This window comes from Mycobacterium sp. 852002-40037_SCH5390672 (genome assembly GCF_001665875.1).
GTDB lineage: Bacteria > Actinomycetota > Actinomycetes > Mycobacteriales > Mycobacteriaceae > Mycobacterium.
This window is the reverse complement of sequence record NZ_LZTA01000069.1, coordinates 83,342-103,751: the sequence shown is the minus strand read 5'-3', so window position 1 is coordinate 103,751 and position 20,410 is coordinate 83,342. Positions and strand designations below refer to the sequence as shown.

Sequence of the window (20,410 nt, the reverse complement as noted above, 5' to 3'; positions counted from 1 at the left end):
GGTCCCGCAGATCTTGGGGCAATGCTTCCCAACCAAGGTGCGGCAGTGGTTTCCTTGCACAAGGACGACTAGACCACTTCGTCATCGAGGAGCGGGCCATGCCAACCGTCGAGCCAACTGCCAAGCCGGTCCCCAATCTGCCTCCCGGCTTCGACTTCACCGACCCGGACATCCACGCCGAGCGACTGCCGGTGGAAGAGCTGGCCGAGCTGCGCCGGACCGTGCCGATCTGGTGGAACGAACAGCCGGACGGGGTGGGTGGATTCGATGACGGTGGTTTCTGGGTCGTGTCCAAGCACAAGGACGTCAAAGAGATTTCGCGGCGCAGTGACGTGTTCTCCAGCCTGCAGAACACCGCCCTGCCCCGCTACAAAGAGGGCACGGTGCGCGAGCAGCGCGACACCGGCAAGTTCGTGCTGCTCAACATGGACGCCCCGCAGCACACGCACCTTCGCAAAATCATCTCTCGTGGGTTCACCCCTCGCGCCGTCGAGCGGTTGCGCGACGACCTGAACGAGCGCGCCCGGCATATCGTCGAGAAAGCCGCCGCCGAGGGTTCTGGCGACTTCGTTCAGCAGGTTTCCTGCGAGCTTCCGCTGCAGGCCATTGCCGGACTGCTGGGAGTGCCCCAGGAGGACCGGATGAAGCTCTTCCACTGGTCGAATGAAATGGTGGGCGACCAGGATCCGGAATTCGCTCGCAACGACGCGATGGGGGCCTCGGTCGAACTGATCACCTACGCCATGCAGATGGCCGCCGACCGGGCGCAGAATCCTGGGGAAGACATCGTCACGAAGTTGATCGAAGCCGACGTCGACGGGCACAAGCTCTCCGACGACGAGTTCGGTTTCTTCGTCATCCTGCTGGCCGTGGCCGGCAACGAGACCACCCGCAATTCCATCACGCAGGGCATGATGGCTTTCACCGACTTCCCTGACCAGTGGGAGCTGTACAAGCGGGAGCGTCCCGTCACCACGGCCGACGAGATCGTCCGGTGGGCCACCCCGGTCACGTCGTTCCAGCGGACCGCCCTGGAAGACTACGAGCTATCCGGTGTCCAAATCAAAAAAGGTCAGCGCGTCGTAATGGTCTACCGCTCAGCCAATTTCGATGAGGAAGTGTTCGACGACCCGTTCACCTTCAACATCCTGCGTGACCCAAACCCCCACGTGGGATTTGGTGGCACCGGCGCGCACTACTGCATCGGAGCCAACCTGGCGCGGATGACCATCGACCTGATGTTCAATGCGATCGCCGATGCCATGCCCGATCTGGAATCGGTCGGCAAGCCCGAAAGGCTGCGGTCGGGCTGGCTCAACGGAATCAAGCACTGGCAGGTCGACTACCACACCAACGGTGCACAGAAATGTCCTGTCGCGCATCACGCGCAGGGGTGACAAGCTAAGGCATGCCCACTCATCGAGCCGTCCATGTCCCGTCCGCAGGTGCAGCTTTGGAGCTGGTCGACGCCGAAACCACACCGCCGGGCCGCGATCAGGTACGGCTGACGGTCGCCGCGTGCGGCATCTGCGGCACCGACGCGCACTTCGTCAACGGCGGCTTTCCCGGCATGTCGTGGCCGCTGACTCCCGGGCATGAAATCGCCGGCAAGGTCGCCGAAATCGGTGACCGCGTCCAGGATTTCGCTATCGGCGATCGCGTCGCGGTCGGCTGGTTCGGCGGCTGTTGCTACCGCTGCGATCAATGCCGCAAGGGTCAGTTCATTCATTGCGAGAACGGCAAGGTGCCGAGTTGGCAGTATCCCGGCGGATACGCGGAGTCGGTGACCGTGCCGGCCAGCGCGCTGGCCCGGATACCGGCCGAGCTCTCCGACGCCGAAGCCGCCCCGATGGGATGCGCCGGCGTGACCACCTACAACGCATTGCGCCACACCAAGGCACTGCCCGGCGACCGGGTGGCGATACTCGGCGTCGGCGGTTTGGGTCACCTCGGGGTCCAGTTCGCGCGGGCGATGGGTTTCGAGACCGTCGCGATCAACCGCGGAAGCGGCAAAGCCGACGATGCCCGAAAACTGGGCGCCCATCACTACATCGACTCCACTGCCAATGACCCGGCCGAAGCGCTGAAGGACTTGGGCGGCGCGACCGTCGTCCTGGCCACCGCGGGCAATTCGAAGGCGATGGCCGCCACGGTCGGCGGCATCCTCCCCCAGGGCGAGCTGGTCACCATCGGGGTCACGCCCGAGCCGTTACCGATCAGCCCGGTGCAGCTGATAACGCCCGGCATCAGCATCGTGGGCCACCCCTCCGGGACCGCGAAGGACGTCGAGGACACAATGCATTTCGCGGTCTTGTCCGGCGTGCGCGCGTGGATCGAGGAACTACCCCTGTCGCAAGCCGCGGAGGGCTATGCGGCCCTGCAAGAGGGTCGGGCGCACTACCGCACCATTTTGACCATGTGACACAGTCGATTCGTGACCTCCGACAAATGCTCGTTGTGGACGATCGGCCCGGCAGACGGTGAGTTGTTGCTGCACACCGGTGTTGCCGGCAGGGCGGCACGGATGGGCCATCGTCTCACCATCGCGATGACGCGCTGGCGCGCGACCGTAAGTTGGGCCGACTCCCAACCCGTCAGCGCAGGCCTTGCGGTCGAGACCGATTCCTTCGAGGTGCTGCGCGGGGACGGCGGTGTCAAAGGACTATCGGGGGCAGAAAGAGCGCTGGTGCGGTCCAACGCGTTGAAGTCGTTGTCTGCCAGTCGATCCCCCGAGATTCGCTATACCGCAGATGCCATCGAGAAGACCGGCGACGGGTATCGCCTGACCGGCTCGCTCGACATCCGGGGAACGTCGAGAGAACACGTAATCGACGTGCACACAGAAGATCTCGGGGACTCGTGGCGGATGTCAGTGGAATCCACCATTCGTCAGTCCGACTACGGCATCAAGCCCTATTCGTTGTTGATGGGTTCGGTCCACGTCGCAGATGACGTGAGGTTGTGTTTCTCCGCGGTTCGGGCCCAAGGCAGTTGAGTGCTACCGACTGGTGGCGCCCGGGAGAATCAGGGCTGCGGTTCAGTCGTCGCACGCGGGGCTGAATCCACCGCGGCATCGCCGGCGTCACCGGGTATGTGTTCGAGCACCCGGGTCAAGTAGGGCTGTCGGCTGCCGCCGTCCGACTGTCCTTCGCCACCGGCACCCGGTAACTCATCCGGACCGCTGGGCTCCGAAACCGGTTCCCCGGCAAACGGTTTGGCCTGCGGGGCCGGCGGCTTGGTCTGCGGGGCCGCCGGAAGCGGCGCGACGGCCGTGACCGCCTCGGCGATTTGGGGCGTGGGCGGGTGCGTAGTGTGCCTTGGCGCGGCGATCGCGCTGGCCGGGCCAACGTGAATCCCCACCGCGAGCGACACCGAACCGACGAAGGTGATCACGCCGGCCGCCAACGCGGTCACGGCTCCGGTGTGGGACAACTGCCGCTGCCGTGCGGGTGCCGGAATGGGCTTGCTGATCTGCTTCACCAGCTGCTCGTCGGTGAACTCGGTGCTGCGAGCCGCGGACAGCGCGGCACCGCGCGCGATGGTCACCTGGGCCATCGATTGCACGAAAACCGGTACCGGCAAAGTTTTTTCGAGTTGCCACGAGAGCCCCTCGATGTCAGTGTGGGCGCCTACCACGAGGACGCCGCCCGGCTGCCATCCGCTGCGGTCGAACATACCGGTCAGCCAGCGGGTCAGACCGTCGAAGCCGCCGCGCACGTGCTTGGTCGCCGTCTGGGTCTCCCCGTCGTGCGTGTCGACCATGACGACGATCGTCGAGTCATTGTCGAGGATGCAGACCGCCGTCTGCTCGTATCCGATGACGGGCGCGATGGCCTGGGCCAACGTCTCGATGGCCTCGAGGAACCGCACCGGCACGACATTGTCGAACCCCGCGTCGGTCAACGCTTCCAACACCAGCGCCGCCTGCGCGGATGCTTCGTCGGTCCAGGTCACTCCGATGACACGCAGGCGCCGATCGCCGGCGGCCGCCGCGGTGTCGACCCGCAACACCTCATCTACTACTTGCTCTGCGGTACCCACGGCGCGCACGCCGTGGCCTGCGCGCAGCGCCAGCTCCTGGTGATCCAGAATGGTGCCGTCTGCGCCGTGTCCTTCAGCGAGGACCCAACCGACGGCGGTCGGCGTCACTGATAGGCCAAGAACCGTATCCAAATGTATGCCCCAATCGGTCCCGCGTCCGACGCCCTCAGCCGCACCGACGCGCACCATTAAGCCGCAGGCGCGGTGATTCGTGAGAGCCGGAACAGACGCGGGATAGCGCGGTCTTCATCGGCTTGCTTCGAGAGAGCCTACGCGGTCGGCGCAAGTCCGGCTGCCCCGGTTCGCCATCGCCCTCGGAATCGCCAGATGAAATGGGCGGCGCGGGGAATTGCGGCGAGGCTGCGGGCCGGTCTGCCCCGCCAGTCCGCCCGGCGCCGGTCCCGCGGGCGATCGACCGCCATGAGTTACGGCCGATTCGGGCGATGGTTCCCTCGGCGGGGAAAACCACATCGTTTTATCGGCCACGACGATAATTGCCGGTGTCGCGTTGCGCCGATGGTGCCGTCAATCGGTCGACACGCGACGCGTGGCGGCCCGGGCGGCGATCCCGCCGAAATCCGGTGTGGGTTCATTTCGGGCGCTTTTCGTAACGGCGGCGGGTCGCGGGGGCTCGCGGCGCAGGCCTCACCTGAAAGCCCTGCTGCCTGGTGCTTCCCATCACGACGGGTTGACCGGCTGTAGAGCGGGTATGTGGGGCTTGTCGCCGCCCGGTTGTATCGGGTGGCGAAATTCTGAAGCGAAATGCGATGCAGAAACGAGACGCGTTCGCGTCCCAATCGACATTTCACGGACTTACACGGTAAATTCCTGTGAGACCACGATCACACTGACCACATCGACAAGGGGCAGGTATGACAGATCTGAGCGAGAAGGTCCGGGCCTGGGGGCGCCGGCTTTTGGTCGGCACAGCGGCGGCAGCCACCCTGCCGGGCCTGATCGGTCTTGCCGGCGGCGCGCCCAACGCGAATGCGTTTTCGCGGCCGGGCCTGCCAGTCGAGTACCTGCAGGTGCCGTCCGCCGGCATGGGCCGCAACATCAAGGTCCAGTTCCAGAGCGGCGGCAACGGCTCTCCCGCGGTGTATCTACTGGACGGCCTGCGGGCTCAAGACGACTACAACGGCTGGGACATCAACACACCGGCGTTCGAGTGGTACTACCAGTCGGGCTTGTCGGTCGTCATGCCGGTCGGTGGGCAATCCAGCTTCTACAGCGACTGGTACAACCAGGCCTGCGGCAAGGCCGGCTGCTCGACCTACAAGTGGGAGACCTTCCTGACCAGCGAGCTGCCGCAGTACCTGCAGTCCAACAAGAGTGTGAAGCCCAACGGAAGCGCCGCGGTCGGCATCTCGATGGCCGGTTCCTCGGCCATGATCCTGGCCGCCTATCACCCGGCGCAGTTCATCTACGCCGGCTCGCTGTCGGCCCTGATGGACCCGTCCCAGGGCATGGGGCCGAGCCTGATCGGTTTGGCGATGGGCGACGCGGGTGGCTACAAGGCCAACGACATGTGGGGGCCCTCGAGCGACCCGGCGTGGCAGCGCAACGACCCGAGCATCCAGATCCCGAAGCTGGTCGGCAACAACACCCGGCTCTGGGTGTACTGCGGTAACGGCACGCCGTCCGAGCTCGGTGGGGCGAACATGCCGGCCGAGTTCCTGGAGAACTTCGTGCGCAGCAGCAACCTGAAGTTCCAGGACGCGTACAACGCGGCCGGTGGTCACAACGCCACGTTCAATTTCAACGCCAACGGCACGCACAGCTGGGAGTACTGGGGAGCCCAGCTCAACGCCATGAAGCCCGACTTGCAGGGCACTCTGGGCGCTTCCCCGGGCGGCGGCGGATAACCCTCGCCCGCTCGGTCACTACTGCGCCTGACGACTCCGTCAGGCGCAGTAGTGCGTTAAGGGGTGACCAGCCTGCCGTTTCGCGGCGAACGATCACTGTGATGGCGTCTCGTCCGAGCGTCTTGGCCGATGCGCGACCACAACCAGGCAAGAATTGTCGTCATGCACAGCAGCCTGCACCCGCCCCGCCGGGCCGTGGCTGTGCGCTGTGGTGTCGTGGTCGCCGGCCTGCTCCTGGTAGCGCCGGCTCGCGCCGACACGGCGAGTCCTTTAGCGCCCCTGCTCGACGCCGCCGCGCAACGGCTGCAGGTTGCCGAGCCGGTCGCCGCCTATAAATGGAATAAGCATGGCGCCATTGAAGACCCGGCCCGCGTCCAGCAAGAGCTGGCCAAGCTGGGCGATGAGGCCGTCGCCGAACACATCGACCGCGACTACGTCGCTCGGGTTTTCGATGACCAAATCAGTGCCACGGAGGCCATCGAATACACCCGGTTCGCCGACTGGAAATTGAATCCGGTGAGTGCCCCGGCCGACGCGCCGGATCTGTCGGCGTCGCGTTCGACGATCGACGCGCTCAATCAGACGATGCTGACTCAGATATCGGCCAACTGGGGCGTGCTGCACTCGCCGGAATGTGCCGCGCAGCTCGACGCCGCGAGAAGCGGCGTCATCCGGGATCGTCAGCTCGACAACCTTTACCAGCAAGCCTTGTCATCAGCGACGCAGTCATACTGCCAGCAATAATTTAACTTTTCCTCACGAATTTCTAACGGTCCCATTCGGCCTGCCGATAAGGCGATTTCCGCAGATAGATGGCATATCTCGCACCATTTTCGAATAGGTAACGCTTTGGCTACACGAGCCGAAATGCTGGACATGAAATGTCTCTGCAAGCTTCTCGTCAAGTCCGTAGTGGTCGGCGGGTTCGTTGCAGCATCGATGGCTTCGTCCACTGGTGTGGTGAGCGCGGACACCGCTCCCAACTGGGACGCGATCGCCCAGTGCGAATCCGGTGGTAACTGGCACGCCAACACCGGGAACGGCGAATACGGTGGACTGCAATTCAAACCGGGCACCTGGGCGCGCTACGGCGGTGTCGGCAACCCCGCGGCCGCATCCAGAGAGCAGCAAATCGCCGTGGCCAACCGGGTTTTCGCCGAAGAGGGCGTGGAGGCCTGGCCAAAGTGCGGCGCGCAATCTGGCCTTCCGATCGGTTGGTACTCGCACCCCGCTCAGGGCATCAAGCAGATCATCAACGGGCTGATCCAGGCGGCCGTCCCGCACTGATGAAAACGCACCTGCGGTCTATGACCCGGCGCCCGGCTGTGTTTGGATCAGCCCATGGAAGGTTCGGCGACTGTTCATATGGCGGCGCCCGCGGCCAAGATCTGGGATCTCATCGCAGATGTCCGCAACACCGGAAAGTTTTCGCCGGAAGTTTTTGAAGCCGAGTGGCTGGGCGATGCGACGGGCCCGGCCCTGGGTGCAAAATTCCGTGGTCATGTTCGGCGCAATGAGATGGGGCCGGTCTATTGGACGACGTGCAAGGTCACCGCGTGCGAACCGGGTCGCGAGTTCGGTTTTACGGTGCTCCTCGGTGACAGGGCGGTCAACAACTGGCATTACCGCTTGGCGCCGAGCGGCGGCGGCGGGACCGACGTCACCGAATCGTTTCGGCTCAACCCCGCCCCATGGCTCGGCGTGTACTGGTTGTTCGGCGGCTTTCTGCGCAAACGCCGCAACGTCCGCGACATGACCAAGACGCTCAACCGCATCAAAGACGTGGTCGAGGCGGGCTGACGCTGGTGAAATCGATCTTGATCACCGGTGCGGGCAGCGGCATGGGCCGCGAGGGAGCAAAGCTCTTCCACGCCAAGGGCTGGCGCGTTGGCGCGATTGACCGCAACGACGAAGGCCTGGCGACACTGAACGAAGAACTCGGTGGTGATCGGCTGTGGACCCGCGCCGTCGATGTGACGGACAAGGCGGCCCTTGAGGGTGCCCTGGCCGATTTCTGCGCCGGCAATAGCGGTGGCGGACTCGACATGATGTGGAACAACGCCGGCATCGGCGAATCCGGCTGGTTCGAGGATGTGCCCTATGACGCCGCGATGCGCGTCGTCGACGTGAACTTCAAGGCGGTACTGACCGGCGCATACGCTGCACTGCCCTACCTCAAGAAGACCCCGGGCAGTCTGATGTTCTCGACGTCGTCGTCCTCGGGGACCTATGGCATGCCCCGCCTGGCCGTCTACTCGTCGACCAAGCACGCGGTCAAAGGTCTGACCGAGGCACTGAGTGTGGAGTGGCAGCGGCACGGCGTGCGCGTCGCCGATGTGCTGCCCGGTCTGATCGACACCGCGATCCTCACGACGACGACCAACCACTCCGACGACGGCGGCGCGCCCATGACGGCTGAGCAATTGCGGGCCACCGCGCCCAAGAAGGGCATGCTCCGGTTGATGCCGGCAAGCAGCGTGGCGGAGACGGCGTGGCAGGCCTACCACAACCAAAAGCGGTTGCATTGGTATGTACCCAAGAGCATTCGCTTGATTGACTTGTTCAAGGGCCTGAGCCCCGAGTTCGTGCGACGCAGCATCGTCAAGTCTCTACCCGCGCTGATGCCGAAGCGGCAGTAAGGAGGTCGGCTGGTGCAACACCGGTTGCTCACAGTCGCTTTGGTCCTGGCGACGGTCGTCGTCAGCGTCGCGGGGTGCAGCGCGGTGCAGACGACACCTCGTCGGGCCGCCCGTCTGACCATCGACGGCGCCACTCACACGACGCGGCCCCCGGCGTGCCGGCAAGACCAGATGTATCGGACCATCAACATCCCGGACCGCGATGGCGGAGTCGAAGCGGTGGTGCTGCTCAGCGGTTACCGGGTGATGCCCCAGTGGGTGAAGATTCGCAATGTCGACGGCTTCAGCGGCAGCTTCTGGCAAGGCGGGGTGGGAAACGCGCACGTCGATCTCACCAACGATGCGTACACCATCACGGGCAGCGCCTACGGCATCAACAGCAGCAACCCCAACAAAGTGGCGACCACCGACTTCAAAATCGTCGCGCAGTGCTGACTCTCCAGGTGGTCGGCGCCTAGGCTCGAAACGACACCTGATCGAGGGAGTGCCAGTGAAGGAACGGTTGCACTGGTTCGCGATGCATGGCTTCATCCGGGGCGCCGCGGCGCTGGGCGCCCGGCGGGGTGATGTCCAGGCCAGGCTGATCGCCGATCCGGCGGTGGCCGCCAACCCGGTCCGCTACTACGACGAAGTCCGGGCCCGGGGCAAGCTGGTGAAAGGCCGCGTCGCCTACTTGACGGCCGATCACGCACTCGCCCATGAGTTACTGCGGTCCGATGATTTCCGGGTCCTGATCTTCGGATCGAATCTGCCGGCGCCGTTGCGGTGGCTGGAGCGGCGCACCCGCGACGATCTTCTGCATCCCCTGCGTGCACCCTCGCTGCTGGCCGTCGAACCGCCCGACCACACCCGCTATCGCAAGACGGTGTCGGCGGTGTTCACGCCCAGGGCCGTTGCCGCGCTCCGTGATCGCGTCGAGCGGACCGCGGCCGAGCTGTTGGATGGGCTGGCCGGCGAGTCGGGGGTCGTGGACATCGTCGGGCGATACTGCGCGCAACTTCCGGTGTCGATCATCAGCGACATCCTCGGTGTGCCTGAGTCGGAGCGATCGCGCGTCCTGGAATTCGGCGAACTGGCCGCGCCGAGCCTTGACATCGGACTGCCATGGCGGCAGTACCGCAGTGTGCAGGACGGGATTGCCTGCTTCAGCGCTTGGCTCGCCGAGCACTTGCAGCAGTTGCGCCTGGACCCCAGCGACAATCTGATGAGTCAGCTGATCCAGACCGCCGAAAGCGGTTCTGCAGAAACATATCTCAACGAGAAGGAGCTTCAGGCGATCGCCGGACTGGTGTTGGCCGCCGGTTTCGAGACCACGGTGAATCTGCTCGGCAACGGAATTCGCATGCTGTTGGACGCCCCCGAGCATCTCGACACCCTGCGACGACGCCCTGAATTGTGGCCCAACGCCGTTGAAGAGGTCCTGCGGCTGGAATCGCCGGTGCAGCTGACCGCGCGGATAGCGCTCAACGATGTCGAGATCGCGGGTCGCCGGCTCGAACGTGACGACTTGGTGCTGGTGTATCTGGCCGCTGCCAACCGGGATCCCGCCGTGTTCCCCGACCCGCACCGCTTCGACATCGAAAGGGAAAACGCCGGAAGGCATCTCGCCTTCTCCGGCGGCCGGCACTTCTGCCTGGGTGCGGCCCTTGCCCGTGCCGAGGGCGAAGTCGGACTGCGCACATTCTTCGACCGCTTCCCCGAGGTGCGCGCGGCGGGTGCGGGAAGCCGGCGCGAAACCCGGGTGCTGCGGGGATGGTCGTCGTTGCCGGTGACCCTGGCGCCTCGCGTGCGCGAATATGACCCTACTTATTGACACCGGGGCGGCAACAGAGTTTATTTGCCGCTATGACAGAGGTGTCTATGATCGCGGTCGAGGATGTCGTACGTGGGCTGTGGCAGGCCCTTTCGCGGCGAGATTGGGAAGCGGTCAAGACCTTCCTGTCCGACGATTGCCTCTATGTCGACATGCCGGTCCCTGCGTTGTCGGCGCGCGGTCCGGATGACATCGTCAAACGCCTGAGAATGGGTCTCGAGCAGTTGGCCGGCTACGAGAACCACACCGGCGTGCTGGTGTCCAACGGCTCCGACGTGCTCTACGAGCACTCCGAGACATGGACGTTCGCCACCGGCGAGCAGGGCGTGCTGCGATTCGTGACGGTTCACAAGGTCGTTGACGGCAAAGTGACTGTGTGGAAAGACTATTGGGACTTCAACAGTCTGGTGACCTTCGCTCCCCCTAACCACTTCGAGGGCTTGGCGAGCGGGGACACCAGCTGGGTGTTCGACGCGTCAGCTCTGGTCTGACAGTTCCCTTTCGAGGGAGAGTGGACGGGGCTTGCTAGAGGATCGCATCGGCGAGGCGGTCGACTTGCTCGACCGCCGCGCCGGTCGGATGGAACAGCAGCCGGTCGAAGCCCAGCGCCCGATATCGGCGGACGGTGTCGCGCGCGTCGTTTGCCGAGCTGACCATGTCGGCGACGTTCACTTGCGCATATTCCGGAATGAACCCGTAGTAGCGCGCCAGATGGTCCCTTCCCGCCGCGACGGCCTGGGTCGACCCGAGCCCAAAGTTCACCGATGCCTGGAGGTAGGGGCGCCCGGGCCGGCCCGCGGCCTGCCAGCCGGTGCGGATGCGCTCGGCCAACTTCGCCTGTTCGTCATAGTGGCGCACGGCACCGGCCGCCCAACCGTCGCCGGTGGTGATCACCCGGCGCACCGTGGCCGCGGACCGTCCGCCGAACAGCAGCGGAATTTGCACGGTCGCAGCGCATAACGCCGTGTCATCGACAATCGGCTCGCCCGCCCACAGCCGGCGCATGCGCTCCACCTGCTCGTCGAGGACCCGGCCCCGCCTATCGAAATCCGCGCCGGTGCTGGCGTAGTCATCGCGCCGGTTGCCCACGCCCAGACCGACGACCAGTCGCCCGCCGGATATCTGGGCCAGGCTGGCGAGGTACTTGGCGAGCGGAGCGACTGGATACACCGGGGCCAGTAGCACATTGGTCACCAGGGTCAGGTCGTTGGTGGCCCCGGCCGCGGCGGCCAGCGCGATCAGCGAGTCGAGGCTGGGGTAGATCAGCCGGTCGATCGTCGTGATCGATTCGAACCCGCGCCGTTCGGCGCGGCGCGCCCATTGGGCGACGGCAGCGCCGGGGACGCCGACGACATGGTTCGGCAGACCAATTCCCAGTTTCACAGCACATCCTCTGCTTTGATATCGGTGTTGAGTGCGGCCAGCACCCCGTCGTAGTCGCCCTCGCGTTCGGCGTAGCGCAACGCGCGGGCGGCCTCGACCACGACTTCGGTTACGTGCGGCTGGGCCGACAGCGTCGACATGATCTCGGCGACGAATTCATCGACGTCGACCGAATCGGCGCTGCCGGGACCGTCCATCTCCGTGCGTATCCGCGGTGGCGGGATCTCGATGACATGAATGCCGCTTTCCTGCAACAAGATACGTAGCGACTCGGTATAAGAGTGCAGGGCCGCCTTGGTGGCGCTGTAGGTCGGGGCGATCGCCAGCGGCACGAAGGCCAGTGCCGAGGTGATGTTGACGATGGCGGCGTCGGGGTGGTTGCACAGGGTCGGCAGCAGCAGTGATGTCAGCACGATGGGGCCGAGCAGATTGGTCGCGACGACAGCTGTCGATATCGCCGGGTCGGGCGCGTAGGGGCTTTCGAGAGCCATCACGCCCGCGTTGTTGATCAGCACGTTGACATCGGGCCAACGGCGCCCGACCGTCGCGACGAACTGCCGAACTGACTCGGTCTCGGCGACGTCCAAAGGATGCCACTCGATACCGGGATACGCCTCGGCCACGGCTCGTAACGCGGCGGCTCTGCGGCCGGTGATCACCACTCGGTTGCCGCGTCGGTGCAACGCGATCGCCAGGGCCCGTCCGATTCCGGTGCCGCCACCGGTGACAAGGACAGTGTTGCCGGTCAGTCGCACGGTCTGCCTCCAATGCTGAAAACGATGTGTCCAGCGTCCGTCGTGTCGATGATTTAGGCCAGGAAATCCCCTCTAGGCGTCAAAAACAGGACAGCTGGCCGGGATGGCTGTAGCTTTTTCCGCAGGATGGAAGCGCTAGATGGTCATATTCTGCACGCGCTGCAGCTCGCACCGCGGGCGTCGTTCCGGCGTATCGCCGAGGTCATCGGCGTCGGTGAGCAAACTGTCGCGCGTCGCTACCGCGCCCTGCGCCGCGACGGTGTGCTCCGCGTGATCGGCGTGGTGAACCCGCGCGTGTACGGCGAATCTCAATGGACCGTCCGCGTGCACGCCAAACCCGGCGACCTCCCCCGGCTGGCCGAGGCGCTGGTCCGCCGGCCCGAGGTCACCCACGCCAACGTATTGTCGGGCGGCACCGAACTGGTGTGTGTCATCCGCGCCCCGATCGGCGAGGCCGGCGGCGGGCTGCTGCACCGTCTACCCCGCACATCGGTGGTGCTCGACATGCGGATCAACCTGGTACTCAATGTATTCGGCTCATTGGCCGGTGCGCACTGGACCGGCCACGGACACGTCCTGGATCGGGACCAGATCACCGCGCTGCAACCGCCCACGGATTCGCGTCCCGATCGGCCCGGCGCGCCGACGGCCGATGATCAGCCGCTGCTGGATGCGCTGGCCGACGACGGCCGCGTCTCCGACAGCGCATTGGCCGGGCTCACCGGGTGGTCACCGGCACGCGTCAAGCGCCGGCTGGCCGCGCTGCAGGCTTCCGACACCATCGCCTACGACCTCGACGTACTGCCGGAGCGGCTCGGATTCATGCTGAACGCGATGATCTGGATATCGACCATGCCGCGCCACCTCGCGTCGGTGGCCGAGCAGATCGCGCAGCACGCTGAGGTCGCCTCAGTCGCCGCGGTCAGCGGTCCCACCAACCTGATGGTCGTGGTGATCTGCCGCGACGCCGGACACCTCTATAGCTATCTTGCCGAGCGCCTGGCCGCCGTCGACCATATCCAGGCCTACGACGTCAGCGTACGCAGTAAGCGGCTCAAACAGGTCGGCTCATTGATATCGCACGGCCGCTTGATCCGCGCCGGCTAGGGCACGGCTCAGTGTGCGCGGCGCCAGAACGACCCGAGATCTGTACTCCCTCTCAACGACGTGAGAAAACCCACCGGGTCGTCGATTCGGAGTGAACCATGAACCATTAGTGCTCTGGACCTAGCGCTCACGGATTGCTTTGCTGCGCAACGTCACCCAGTGGTTCGACGTGGTGCCGTGGAATCCCGGAATGGCCACCCCTCTTAGACCATTCCGGCGATCCCTCGGCACAAACTGCAACAGGTCTTGGCTACAAGTACTGCTGGACGCCGCCGTGACCGTGGCAGGTCCCACTGGCATGCGGGTGCTCGCTGAAAGACCAACTTCCATCCGAGCACTGGGCCGTGGCTCCCTGCGGCTGTGAGCCACCCTTTTGCGGATACGGCACGCAGTCACCAGAACTGGCGGTGTAGCAACCCTTTGACGAGTAGGCCGAAGGCATCAAGGCGCAGGCGGCGGTGACGATGGCCGCGATGACGAACGCAGCACGGGACAACATCTGCCCAAACCTCCTTGTTCTCTCAGTTTGGTGACGCTGCCCGATTCGTCGATCGAAGCCTATGCGCCCCGACGATTAGCCACAGCCGAATTTGTGAAAATTGTCCGCTGAGCCGGTTCATCCGAGCTTGTAGATGCGCGTGGCGTTCTCGCGTGCGATCAGATCGACCACCCGGATGGCTTCCAGCTCGCTCCAGTCGCCGTTGTCGACAAATTCGCGCAATACGCCGTGAATACCCCTGCGCCACAACACCGCGCCGAGGAAGTGCAGTTCAGCCGGACCGAACCCATCGGATGAATAGAGGATCTTGGAAAAAGGCGCCATCTCCAGCAATCGCGCAAGGAAGGCCGGTGACCGCGCCCCCAAGTGGTTGACGCTCAAACCGCCGTCGACATAGACGTTGTTGAACGCTTGGGCCAGATAACCGGCCTCACGCTCGTAGGGATAGCAGTGCAACAACACGATCGGGACGTCTGCCGCTTTGCGTAGAAAATCGAGCAGCAGCAGCGGATTCGCCTTGTGCAGATCACAATCGCGGTCGCCGAATCCGACGTGGAACTGCAGTGGCTTGCCCAGCCGCAGCGCCTGGTACAAACCGAAACGCAGCAGGACGCGATCCCGCAACCGGGCACCGCCGCGCTCGCGCCAGCGGCTCGCGGCCTCGGCGACCTCCGCCGTCGACGGTTCGCTCAGGTCGCCGTCGAACCCGCCCCGGTACGCCAGAATCGATTTGGTGCCGACGGCGCCGCCCGACCGCCGGTGCAGGATCTCCGCGAAAGCCGTCGCATAGTCACCGGGCGCCTGCGCGGCCTGCTCGGCCACCTCCTCGAGGCGAACGACCTCGCGCGCATGAGCGCCGGACAACCGACCCATATCCGCGACTCCGGCGATCCCGCCACCTCCGATCCCGGTGTCCACCAGCCAGTCGCTCACGCCCGCGGCCGTCAGGAACAGTCGCGCCAATTCGTCCTCGTTGAACTGGCCACGGCGCTCCCAATAGTCTTGTGGGCCAGCGTGTTTGGGCAGCCCGAGGACGGGGGCACAATGAGCGCGCACGGCGAACCCGAGTTGCGAGTCGAAACCCGAATGGGTTATGGGGTCGCTGTTGGCCTCATTGAGGGCGTTCTCGAATCGATGCCGGTCTCCGGGCGTCAACCAGCAACCGTGGACATGCTGATCGATCAGCGCCACTTCACCGATGTGCCGGGCCAGGACGCGAGTGTCGGAGACCATAACCAGCCCGTCACAGACTCCAGGCCATGCGGAATTTGTCCGCCAGCTGCTCGGGCGCCAGGTCGCCGTAGCGCTCCTGCTCCAGGCGGCGAACCGCGACCACCATGTCGACCGTCGGATCACCCAGGAGGCGGCGCATCGCCTCCGAAGCGTCGAGTGCCGCAATCACTTCAGCCTGTGAATCGGTCAGGCGCACGACACCGTCGCGCTCACGGTCGGAATCGGACAGCACCGCCGGGTCGATCGTGATCTCCGGCGGCAGCTTTGCCTGGCACTTGATTCCGTCCAGGGCCAGGCCGAGGATGGCCGCCGATGCCAGGTACGGGTTCGCGGAAGGGTCAACGATTTTCACTTCGACATTGCCGCCGCGCGGATTTGCGGGCCCGCCGGTGACGAATCGCACTGCCGCCTCGCGATTTTCGGTGCCCCAGCACGCATAGGCGCCCGCCCAATTGCCGGGTCGCATCCGCAAACCGGAGACGATCGACCCGCACAGTATGCCTTGGGCTTCCGGTAGCCCGTGAACCACGCCCGCTACCGCGCTCGCCCCGTCCGCCGTCATGCCCTGGGTCCCGGCGCCGTCGGAGAACAGCGGACCTTCTGGCGTCGCCAGCGAAAAGTGTTGGTGCGCGCCGGATCCGACGCCGTCGGCAAAGGGTGCGGGCGACAAGCTGATGCGTAGTCCGTGACGACGCGCGGTGCGGCCGATGATGAGCCGCATCAGTATCAGCTGATCGGCGGCGGCCACCGGGGGTTGCGGTGACAGCGAGATCTCGAACTGGTTGGCGCCGTACTCGGGGTGGAACTGCTCGATCGCGATGCCGGCTCCCGTCGCCGACCCGATCACATCGCGCACGAAGGCTTCGTGCTCCAGCACGCCGGCCAGGCCGTACTGCGCCCACAACGTCGACGGCAGCCGGCCCCCGTACGGGCCCACCAGAAGGAATTCGATTTCGTGCCCGATCGCGGCGTCGATGCCGGCTTCGGTGAGCGCGGTCTCGATCCGCCCCAGCGTTCCCCGGCTGCAGGCGGGCACCGGTGTGCCGTCCTGAGAGAAAAATGCGGCGGGTGCCCACGCCAGACCGTCACCGACGATGCGCAACGCGGACAGATCGATACGAAGACGTTGGTCCCCCACGACGCCCACATCCCCGGTGAAGGCGATGCCGGTCTGATCGATGGCGAACGCGTGCCAGGACGGGCCGGCCCCTAGACCGGGATCGGCGAACGTGTCGGTGCGCCGGATCGGAACGGTCTTGGCCAGGGTGAGCCCGGCGGGATTCACCACGGTGCCGATGACCGTGTCGACGCCCTCTGCCTCCAGCTGGGTAATCGCCGCGGCGGCAGGCGGTGTGCCGGTCATGGCAGCCATTCTCCTGACCTCGAGCTGCCCCCGTACGGCAAACGGCGTCACCCGTACCCTCAGTTCTGCCGGCCTACGAGTTCGGTGACGAATCGATCGAGGAAGGTGTCCACCGGTGCTGTACCCACCGGCCGGATGACGAACTTCGTCAATCCCGCCTCGATGTAGGCATCCAGTTGTCGGTGCAGCTGATCCCACCCGGCGGCGATCAGCTCGCCGGGGTCACGGTCCGGCCGACGCCGGCGCACCGCCGCGGCCAACTCGGAGGGCAATTCGCCGTCGGCCCCTTCCCCCACGGCCAATGAGATGCCGAAGTGGTCCGGCTCAATGCTGCGGCCGGCTCGCGTCGCGGCCCGCTCGATCGCTTCGCGCCCCGCCCGCGCCTCCGCCGGGGTGAGGAAACTGCCCAGCCAGCCGTCGCCCAGCGTGCCGATCCGCCGAAACGCCGCCGGCGCCGAACCACCCACCCAGATGTCCAGTGGCGGCGTCGGTCTCGGGGCTACGGCCACATCGGTGACGCTGAAATACCGCCCGGTGAACGTGGCCGACTCCTCGACCAGTGCCGCGCGCAGCAGCCGCAGCGACTCGTCGAACACAGCCGCGCGCTCGCCGTCGGGGACCACGAACACCTCGCGTTCGGCCGGTATCGCCGAGCGCAAACCGAAGACGGGAAGGACGCGCTTGGGCGCGACGGCCGCCAAGGACGCCAACTGCTTTGCCACCAACACCGGATGCCGGCCCGGGAGCACGGCCACCGACGTGCCCACCTTCAACCGGGTCGTCCGCGCCAGTGCATATGCCATGCCGACCACCGGATCGACCGCCGGGGAATACACCAGTTCGGAAAACCACAGCGAGTCGACCCCGTTGGCCTCGAGGTGATCGACGATGCCGGCCAGTTGCTCCGGCGCGGTATCCGCACCCAGGCCGACGCCGAAGCGAATCTTCACTGGCGCCTCCCTCTGCGTCCTCTCACTCCTACCGCAACATCACCGCGCCACCATTTGTGCCCGGGACGCGCGTCATCGCCGGTTGCCCGGGGTGGGAAAAACTAGGCGCGGCTGGGAATGGTGAGTTTGCAGGCTTGGCCGATGTCCAGCGTCCGCAGCACTCGACCCATGCCGACCCACAGCGCGCAGGACAGGGCCAGGTCGGCCAGCAACTCATCGGAGAAGTGTTCGGCGCACCGGCTCCAGAAGTTTTCGTCGTCGCGCAGTGCGGTGTGCTCGGTAGCGAAGCGATCGGCGAACTCGGCGGCCAGGCGCTCCTGTTCGCTGTAACCCGGCCAGGTGCGCCACTCGTGGACGTGGTCGTACAACTCCTCGTCGACACCTGCGGCGGGTCCGTCTTCATCGCGGGTGTTGACGCACACGACGCATTCGTTGTGGTGGGCGATCACGGCGCGGGCCAGTTCGCGGGTGCGCAAGGGCAGTCGGTTCTTCGAGTAGACCGCCTGGCTGAAACCGCCCAGGGCGCCGCCGATGTCCGGAGATTTCGCAAACCAGCCGGCCAGGTCGTCGTCAGCAAATGTTCCGATTCGGCTCATGGCGTGATGGTACGCCCGCGTCATCACCCGGGTTGGCGATGCCGGCGAATGAGTATCGGCACCGGCTAGCGGGCCGCCGACGGGATCGCCATGGTTGGCTGCTCGTCATGCCAATCACGTTGGGCCAGAACTCGATGCGCGACGCGTTCCAGCGCGGCCTCCACCGCGCGGCGGTCCGGACGGCCCTCGAAGCCCGGTGACCGGGCGAGCTTGTCGACGAGCCAGGCCAACAGCAGCGAGTGCACGTATCCGACTTGTTGTGCCCCGGCCGGGGTGAGCCACATCTGCTCACCGTCGCGCTGCGCGTAACCGGTGGACACCAGGCGCACGAAGGTGGGCTCGAGAACCTCGAACGGTACCCGTAGATAGTCGGCCATGTCGGTGAGCCGGGCGGTCCCGTACATCTGTGTGTAGCGGTTGATCCGCAAGACTCCCCACAGCCCGGCGACGTCGAGCCGGCAATCGGGTCGCATCGCGATGCTGCGCAGCCGCATACCGGTTTCGCCGCGCAACATCCGCGCGATCGCGTTCTCCAGCATCTGGTCGGGCGTCTCGGTCGTCGGCATTCCAAACGCATCGCCGAGATCGACTGTGCTGTCGTGAATATCCCGCAGCGGGATCTCGCGCAGGAACAGTGCCAGTACGAATCCGACCAGGGCGACCGGCGCCGCCCAAAGGAACACCTGGGTGAGCGACTCGGCATAGGCCGCCACAATGGGGGCGGCCACGTCATGAGGTTGCCGATGCAGCGCGCCGGGCGAACTGACCGCGCTGGGCGGCGCGCCGCTGGCCGCGAGGGCCGGACCGATTCGGCGGTTGAGGAAGTTCACGAACAACGAGCCGAAAATGGCCGCGCCGAACGAACTTCCGATGGTCCGGAAGAACGTCACGCCCGATGTGGCGACACCGAGGTCTTCGAAGTTGGACGTGTTCTGCACGATGAGAATCAGCACCTGCATGGATAATCCGATGCCGGCGCCCAGGATCACCAGGTACAGCGACTGGATCAGGGCGGAGGTGGACGGCTCCATCCGCGACATCAGCAAGAAGGCCAGCGCCATCAGCGCGGTACCGGCCACCGGAAAGATCTTGTAGCGGCCGGTCCGGCCGACGATCGTGCCGCTGCCGGTCGAGGTGACCAGCATTCCGAGCACCATGGGCAGGGTGCGCAGACCCGAAGTGGTTGCCGAAACACCGTTGACGTACTGCATATAGGTCGGCAGGAAGGTCATTGCGCCCAGCATGGCGAAGCCCACGACGAAGGACAGCACGCAGCACACGGTGAACACCGGGCTGCCGAATAAACGAATCGGCAGGATCGGTTCGGTGGCGCGACGTTCCACCACCACAAACGCGCCCAGCGCCACCACGGCGCCGACGAACAGGCCGATGATCGTCGGCGATCCCCACGGGTAGAGCGTGCCGCCCCAACTGGTGGCCAGCGTCAGGCCCGCGGCACCAAGACCCACGAACGTTATCCCGGCGTAGTCGATGGCCGGCTTGGCGGACGCGGTCAGTGCGGGAATCGCCGCTGCGGCAACGAAGATGACCACCACCGAGATCGGCACGTTGACCCAGAAGGCCCAGCGCCAGGTCAGGTAGTCGGTGAAATAGCCACCCAGCAGCGGACCGATGACGGTGGTGACGCCGAAGACCGCCCCGAGGATGCCCTGATATCGGCCCCGTTCCCGCAGCGGAACGACCTCACCGATCAGCGCACTGGCCGTGACGGTGATCGCGCCACCGCCGATCCCTTGCAGGGCGCGCGCTCCCACCAGCATGGCCATCGACTGGGCCAGTCCGCACAATATCGAGCCGACGACGAAAAAGATTACGGCGGTTTGGAATACGCGTTTGCGGCCGAACACGTCGCCGAGCTTGCCGACCAGCGCGGTGACAATGGTCGACGCGAGCAGGTAGCTGGTGACGACCCAGGACTGATGGCCCGCGTCGCCCAGGTTGGCGACGATGGTCGGCAGTGCGGTCGCGACGATGGTCTGATCCAGCGCCGCGAGCAGCATGCCGAGCACGATCGCGATGAAGATCAGATTGCGTCGTTGCGGGCTGATCAGCTCGCCGCCGGATGCGGCACCGGAAGCCGGCCTTGTTTGGGCCACTGCCCTCGAGCTCGTCATACCTTCGCCGACGTTACCTACTTCGGCGCCG

Annotated in this window: 21 protein-coding genes; 12 read left to right on the top strand and 9 right to left on the bottom strand. The window is 65.5% G+C overall.

The features are described 5' to 3' along the window. The first annotated feature begins 98 nt into the window (after positions 1–98). From A5782_RS11175 to A5782_RS11165, 3 genes are read left to right on the top strand one after another with little or no spacing between them, the layout of a single operon-like run. Positions 99–1,397, top strand: coding sequence for a cytochrome P450 (locus A5782_RS11175; protein ID WP_067099390.1), 1,299 nt, complete (start codon positions 99–101; stop codon positions 1,395–1,397). 11 nt (positions 1,398–1,408) lie between these two features. Continuing rightward, positions 1,409–2,422 (top strand): alcohol dehydrogenase catalytic domain-containing protein, encoded by a 1,014-nt coding sequence (locus tag A5782_RS11170; RefSeq protein ID WP_067099387.1) that lies wholly within the window; start codon positions 1,409–1,411, stop codon positions 2,420–2,422. A gap of 12 nt (positions 2,423–2,434) precedes the next feature. Continuing rightward, on the top strand, positions 2,435–2,995 hold the full coding sequence (locus A5782_RS11165) for a YceI family protein (RefSeq protein WP_067099384.1): 561 nt from the start codon (positions 2,435–2,437) through the stop codon (positions 2,993–2,995). 29 nt (positions 2,996–3,024) lie between these two features. On the opposite strand, the gene A5782_RS11160 is transcribed toward A5782_RS11165, so the two are convergent. Next, complete coding sequence (locus A5782_RS11160; RefSeq protein WP_067099692.1) at positions 3,025–4,173, bottom strand: hypothetical protein; 1,149 nt, start codon at positions 4,171–4,173, stop codon at positions 3,025–3,027. Between the two features lie 740 nt (positions 4,174–4,913). Between A5782_RS11160 and ag85B the strand changes: the two genes are divergently transcribed. The 8 genes from ag85B to A5782_RS11120 all read left to right on the top strand — a co-directional run bounded on the left by ag85B (position 4,914) and on the right by A5782_RS11120 (position 10,849). Next, the gene (ag85B, locus tag A5782_RS11155) at positions 4,914–5,906 is read left to right on the top strand and encodes a diacylglycerol acyltransferase/mycolyltransferase Ag85B (protein WP_067099382.1); all 993 of its coding nucleotides are present in this window, start codon (positions 4,914–4,916) and stop codon (positions 5,904–5,906) included. A gap of 162 nt (positions 5,907–6,068) precedes the next feature. Continuing rightward, positions 6,069–6,650 (top strand): chorismate mutase, encoded by a 582-nt coding sequence (locus A5782_RS11150; RefSeq protein WP_082942893.1) that lies wholly within the window; start codon positions 6,069–6,071, stop codon positions 6,648–6,650. A gap of 105 nt (positions 6,651–6,755) precedes the next feature. Then, a complete protein-coding gene (gene rpfC / locus A5782_RS11145) occupies positions 6,756–7,193 on the top strand; it encodes a resuscitation-promoting factor RpfC (RefSeq protein WP_067099379.1) in 438 nt (145 codons plus the stop codon). Between the two features lie 36 nt (positions 7,194–7,229). After that, on the top strand, positions 7,230–7,706 hold the full coding sequence (locus tag A5782_RS11140) for an SRPBCC family protein (RefSeq protein WP_197694200.1): 477 nt from the start codon (positions 7,230–7,232) through the stop codon (positions 7,704–7,706). Positions 7,707–7,711: 5 nt separating this feature from the next. Beyond that, complete coding sequence (locus A5782_RS11135; RefSeq protein WP_067099375.1) at positions 7,712–8,545, top strand: SDR family oxidoreductase; 834 nt, start codon at positions 7,712–7,714, stop codon at positions 8,543–8,545. 12 nt (positions 8,546–8,557) lie between these two features. After that, positions 8,558–8,980, top strand: a complete 423-nt coding sequence (locus A5782_RS11130) for a lipoprotein LpqH (RefSeq protein ID WP_067099373.1) — start codon at positions 8,558–8,560, stop codon at positions 8,978–8,980. A 55-nt stretch (positions 8,981–9,035) separates the two neighbouring features. Continuing rightward, positions 9,036–10,358 carry a cytochrome P450 gene (locus tag A5782_RS11125; RefSeq protein ID WP_067099371.1) on the top strand — a complete coding sequence of 441 codons (1,323 nt, stop codon included), beginning with the start codon at positions 9,036–9,038 and terminating at the stop codon, positions 10,356–10,358. 47 nt (positions 10,359–10,405) lie between these two features. Then, positions 10,406–10,849: a limonene-1,2-epoxide hydrolase family protein gene (locus A5782_RS11120; protein ID WP_067099688.1), complete on the top strand. Its 444-nt coding sequence runs from the start codon at positions 10,406–10,408 to the stop codon at positions 10,847–10,849. A 34-nt stretch (positions 10,850–10,883) separates the two neighbouring features. Here A5782_RS11120 and A5782_RS11115 read toward each other — a convergent pair whose 3' ends face one another. Continuing rightward, positions 10,884–11,741, bottom strand: coding sequence for an LLM class flavin-dependent oxidoreductase (locus A5782_RS11115; protein WP_067099369.1), 858 nt, complete (start codon positions 11,739–11,741; stop codon positions 10,884–10,886). After that, positions 11,738–12,496: an SDR family oxidoreductase gene (locus tag A5782_RS11110; protein ID WP_067099367.1), complete on the bottom strand. Its 759-nt coding sequence runs from the start codon at positions 12,494–12,496 to the stop codon at positions 11,738–11,740. Before A5782_RS11110 ends, A5782_RS11115 begins: the two co-directional genes overlap by 4 nt. A 126-nt stretch (positions 12,497–12,622) precedes the next feature. Here A5782_RS11110 and A5782_RS11105 point away from each other — a divergent pair, with 126 nt between their 5' ends. After that, a complete protein-coding gene (locus A5782_RS11105; protein WP_067099365.1) occupies positions 12,623–13,603 on the top strand; it encodes an Lrp/AsnC family transcriptional regulator in 981 nt (326 codons plus the stop codon). A 250-nt stretch (positions 13,604–13,853) separates the two neighbouring features. On the opposite strand, the gene A5782_RS25415 is transcribed toward A5782_RS11105, so the two are convergent. The 6 genes from A5782_RS25415 to A5782_RS11080 form a co-directional block, all read right to left on the bottom strand. Further along, on the bottom strand, positions 13,854–14,102 hold the full coding sequence (locus tag A5782_RS25415) for a DUF3761 domain-containing protein (protein ID WP_082942875.1): 249 nt from the start codon (positions 14,100–14,102) through the stop codon (positions 13,854–13,856). A 117-nt stretch (positions 14,103–14,219) separates the two neighbouring features. Further along, positions 14,220–15,335 (bottom strand): amidohydrolase family protein, encoded by a 1,116-nt coding sequence (locus A5782_RS11100; RefSeq protein ID WP_067099363.1) that lies wholly within the window; start codon positions 15,333–15,335, stop codon positions 14,220–14,222. A gap of 10 nt (positions 15,336–15,345) precedes the next feature. Next, the gene (locus A5782_RS11095) at positions 15,346–16,698 is read right to left on the bottom strand and encodes a glutamine synthetase family protein (protein WP_067099686.1); all 1,353 of its coding nucleotides are present in this window, start codon (positions 16,696–16,698) and stop codon (positions 15,346–15,348) included. A 59-nt stretch (positions 16,699–16,757) separates the two neighbouring features. Continuing rightward, positions 16,758–17,648, bottom strand: a complete 891-nt coding sequence (locus A5782_RS11090) for a TIGR03854 family LLM class F420-dependent oxidoreductase (RefSeq protein ID WP_067099361.1) — start codon at positions 17,646–17,648, stop codon at positions 16,758–16,760. Positions 17,649–17,749: 101 nt separating this feature from the next. After that, positions 17,750–18,244, bottom strand: a complete 495-nt coding sequence (locus tag A5782_RS11085) for a carboxymuconolactone decarboxylase family protein (protein WP_067099684.1) — start codon at positions 18,242–18,244, stop codon at positions 17,750–17,752. A 65-nt stretch (positions 18,245–18,309) separates the two neighbouring features. Beyond that, the gene (locus tag A5782_RS11080) at positions 18,310–20,379 is read right to left on the bottom strand and encodes an MDR family MFS transporter (protein ID WP_082942874.1); all 2,070 of its coding nucleotides are present in this window, start codon (positions 20,377–20,379) and stop codon (positions 18,310–18,312) included. Positions 20,380–20,410 lie beyond the last annotated feature (31 nt).

What these genes read in the sequence shown, in the direction of transcription:
- A5782_RS11175 (WP_067099390.1), top strand. Translation starts at nt 99, where the DNA reads ATGCCAACCGTCGAGCCAACTGCCAAGCCGGTCCCCAATCTGCCTCCC.
- A5782_RS11170 (WP_067099387.1), top strand. Translation starts at nt 1,409, where the DNA reads ATGCCCACTCATCGAGCCGTCCATGTCCCGTCCGCAGGTGCAGCTTTG.
- ag85B (WP_067099382.1), top strand. Translation starts at nt 4,914, where the DNA reads ATGACAGATCTGAGCGAGAAGGTCCGGGCCTGGGGGCGCCGGCTTTTG.
- A5782_RS11150 (WP_082942893.1), top strand. Translation starts at nt 6,069, where the DNA reads ATGCACAGCAGCCTGCACCCGCCCCGCCGGGCCGTGGCTGTGCGCTGT.
- A5782_RS11120 (WP_067099688.1), top strand. Translation starts at nt 10,406, where the DNA reads ATGATCGCGGTCGAGGATGTCGTACGTGGGCTGTGGCAGGCCCTTTCG.
- A5782_RS11105 (WP_067099365.1), top strand. Translation starts at nt 12,623, where the DNA reads ATGGAAGCGCTAGATGGTCATATTCTGCACGCGCTGCAGCTCGCACCG.
- A5782_RS25415 (WP_082942875.1), bottom strand. Translation starts at nt 14,102, where the DNA reads ATGTTGTCCCGTGCTGCGTTCGTCATCGCGGCCATCGTCACCGCCGCC.
- A5782_RS11100 (WP_067099363.1), bottom strand. Translation starts at nt 15,335, where the DNA reads ATGGTCTCCGACACTCGCGTCCTGGCCCGGCACATCGGTGAAGTGGCG.
- A5782_RS11095 (WP_067099686.1), bottom strand. Translation starts at nt 16,698, where the DNA reads ATGACCGGCACACCGCCTGCCGCCGCGGCGATTACCCAGCTGGAGGCA.
- A5782_RS11085 (WP_067099684.1), bottom strand. Translation starts at nt 18,244, where the DNA reads ATGAGCCGAATCGGAACATTTGCTGACGACGACCTGGCCGGCTGGTTT.
- A5782_RS11080 (WP_082942874.1), bottom strand. Translation starts at nt 20,379, where the DNA reads ATGACGAGCTCGAGGGCAGTGGCCCAAACAAGGCCGGCTTCCGGTGCC.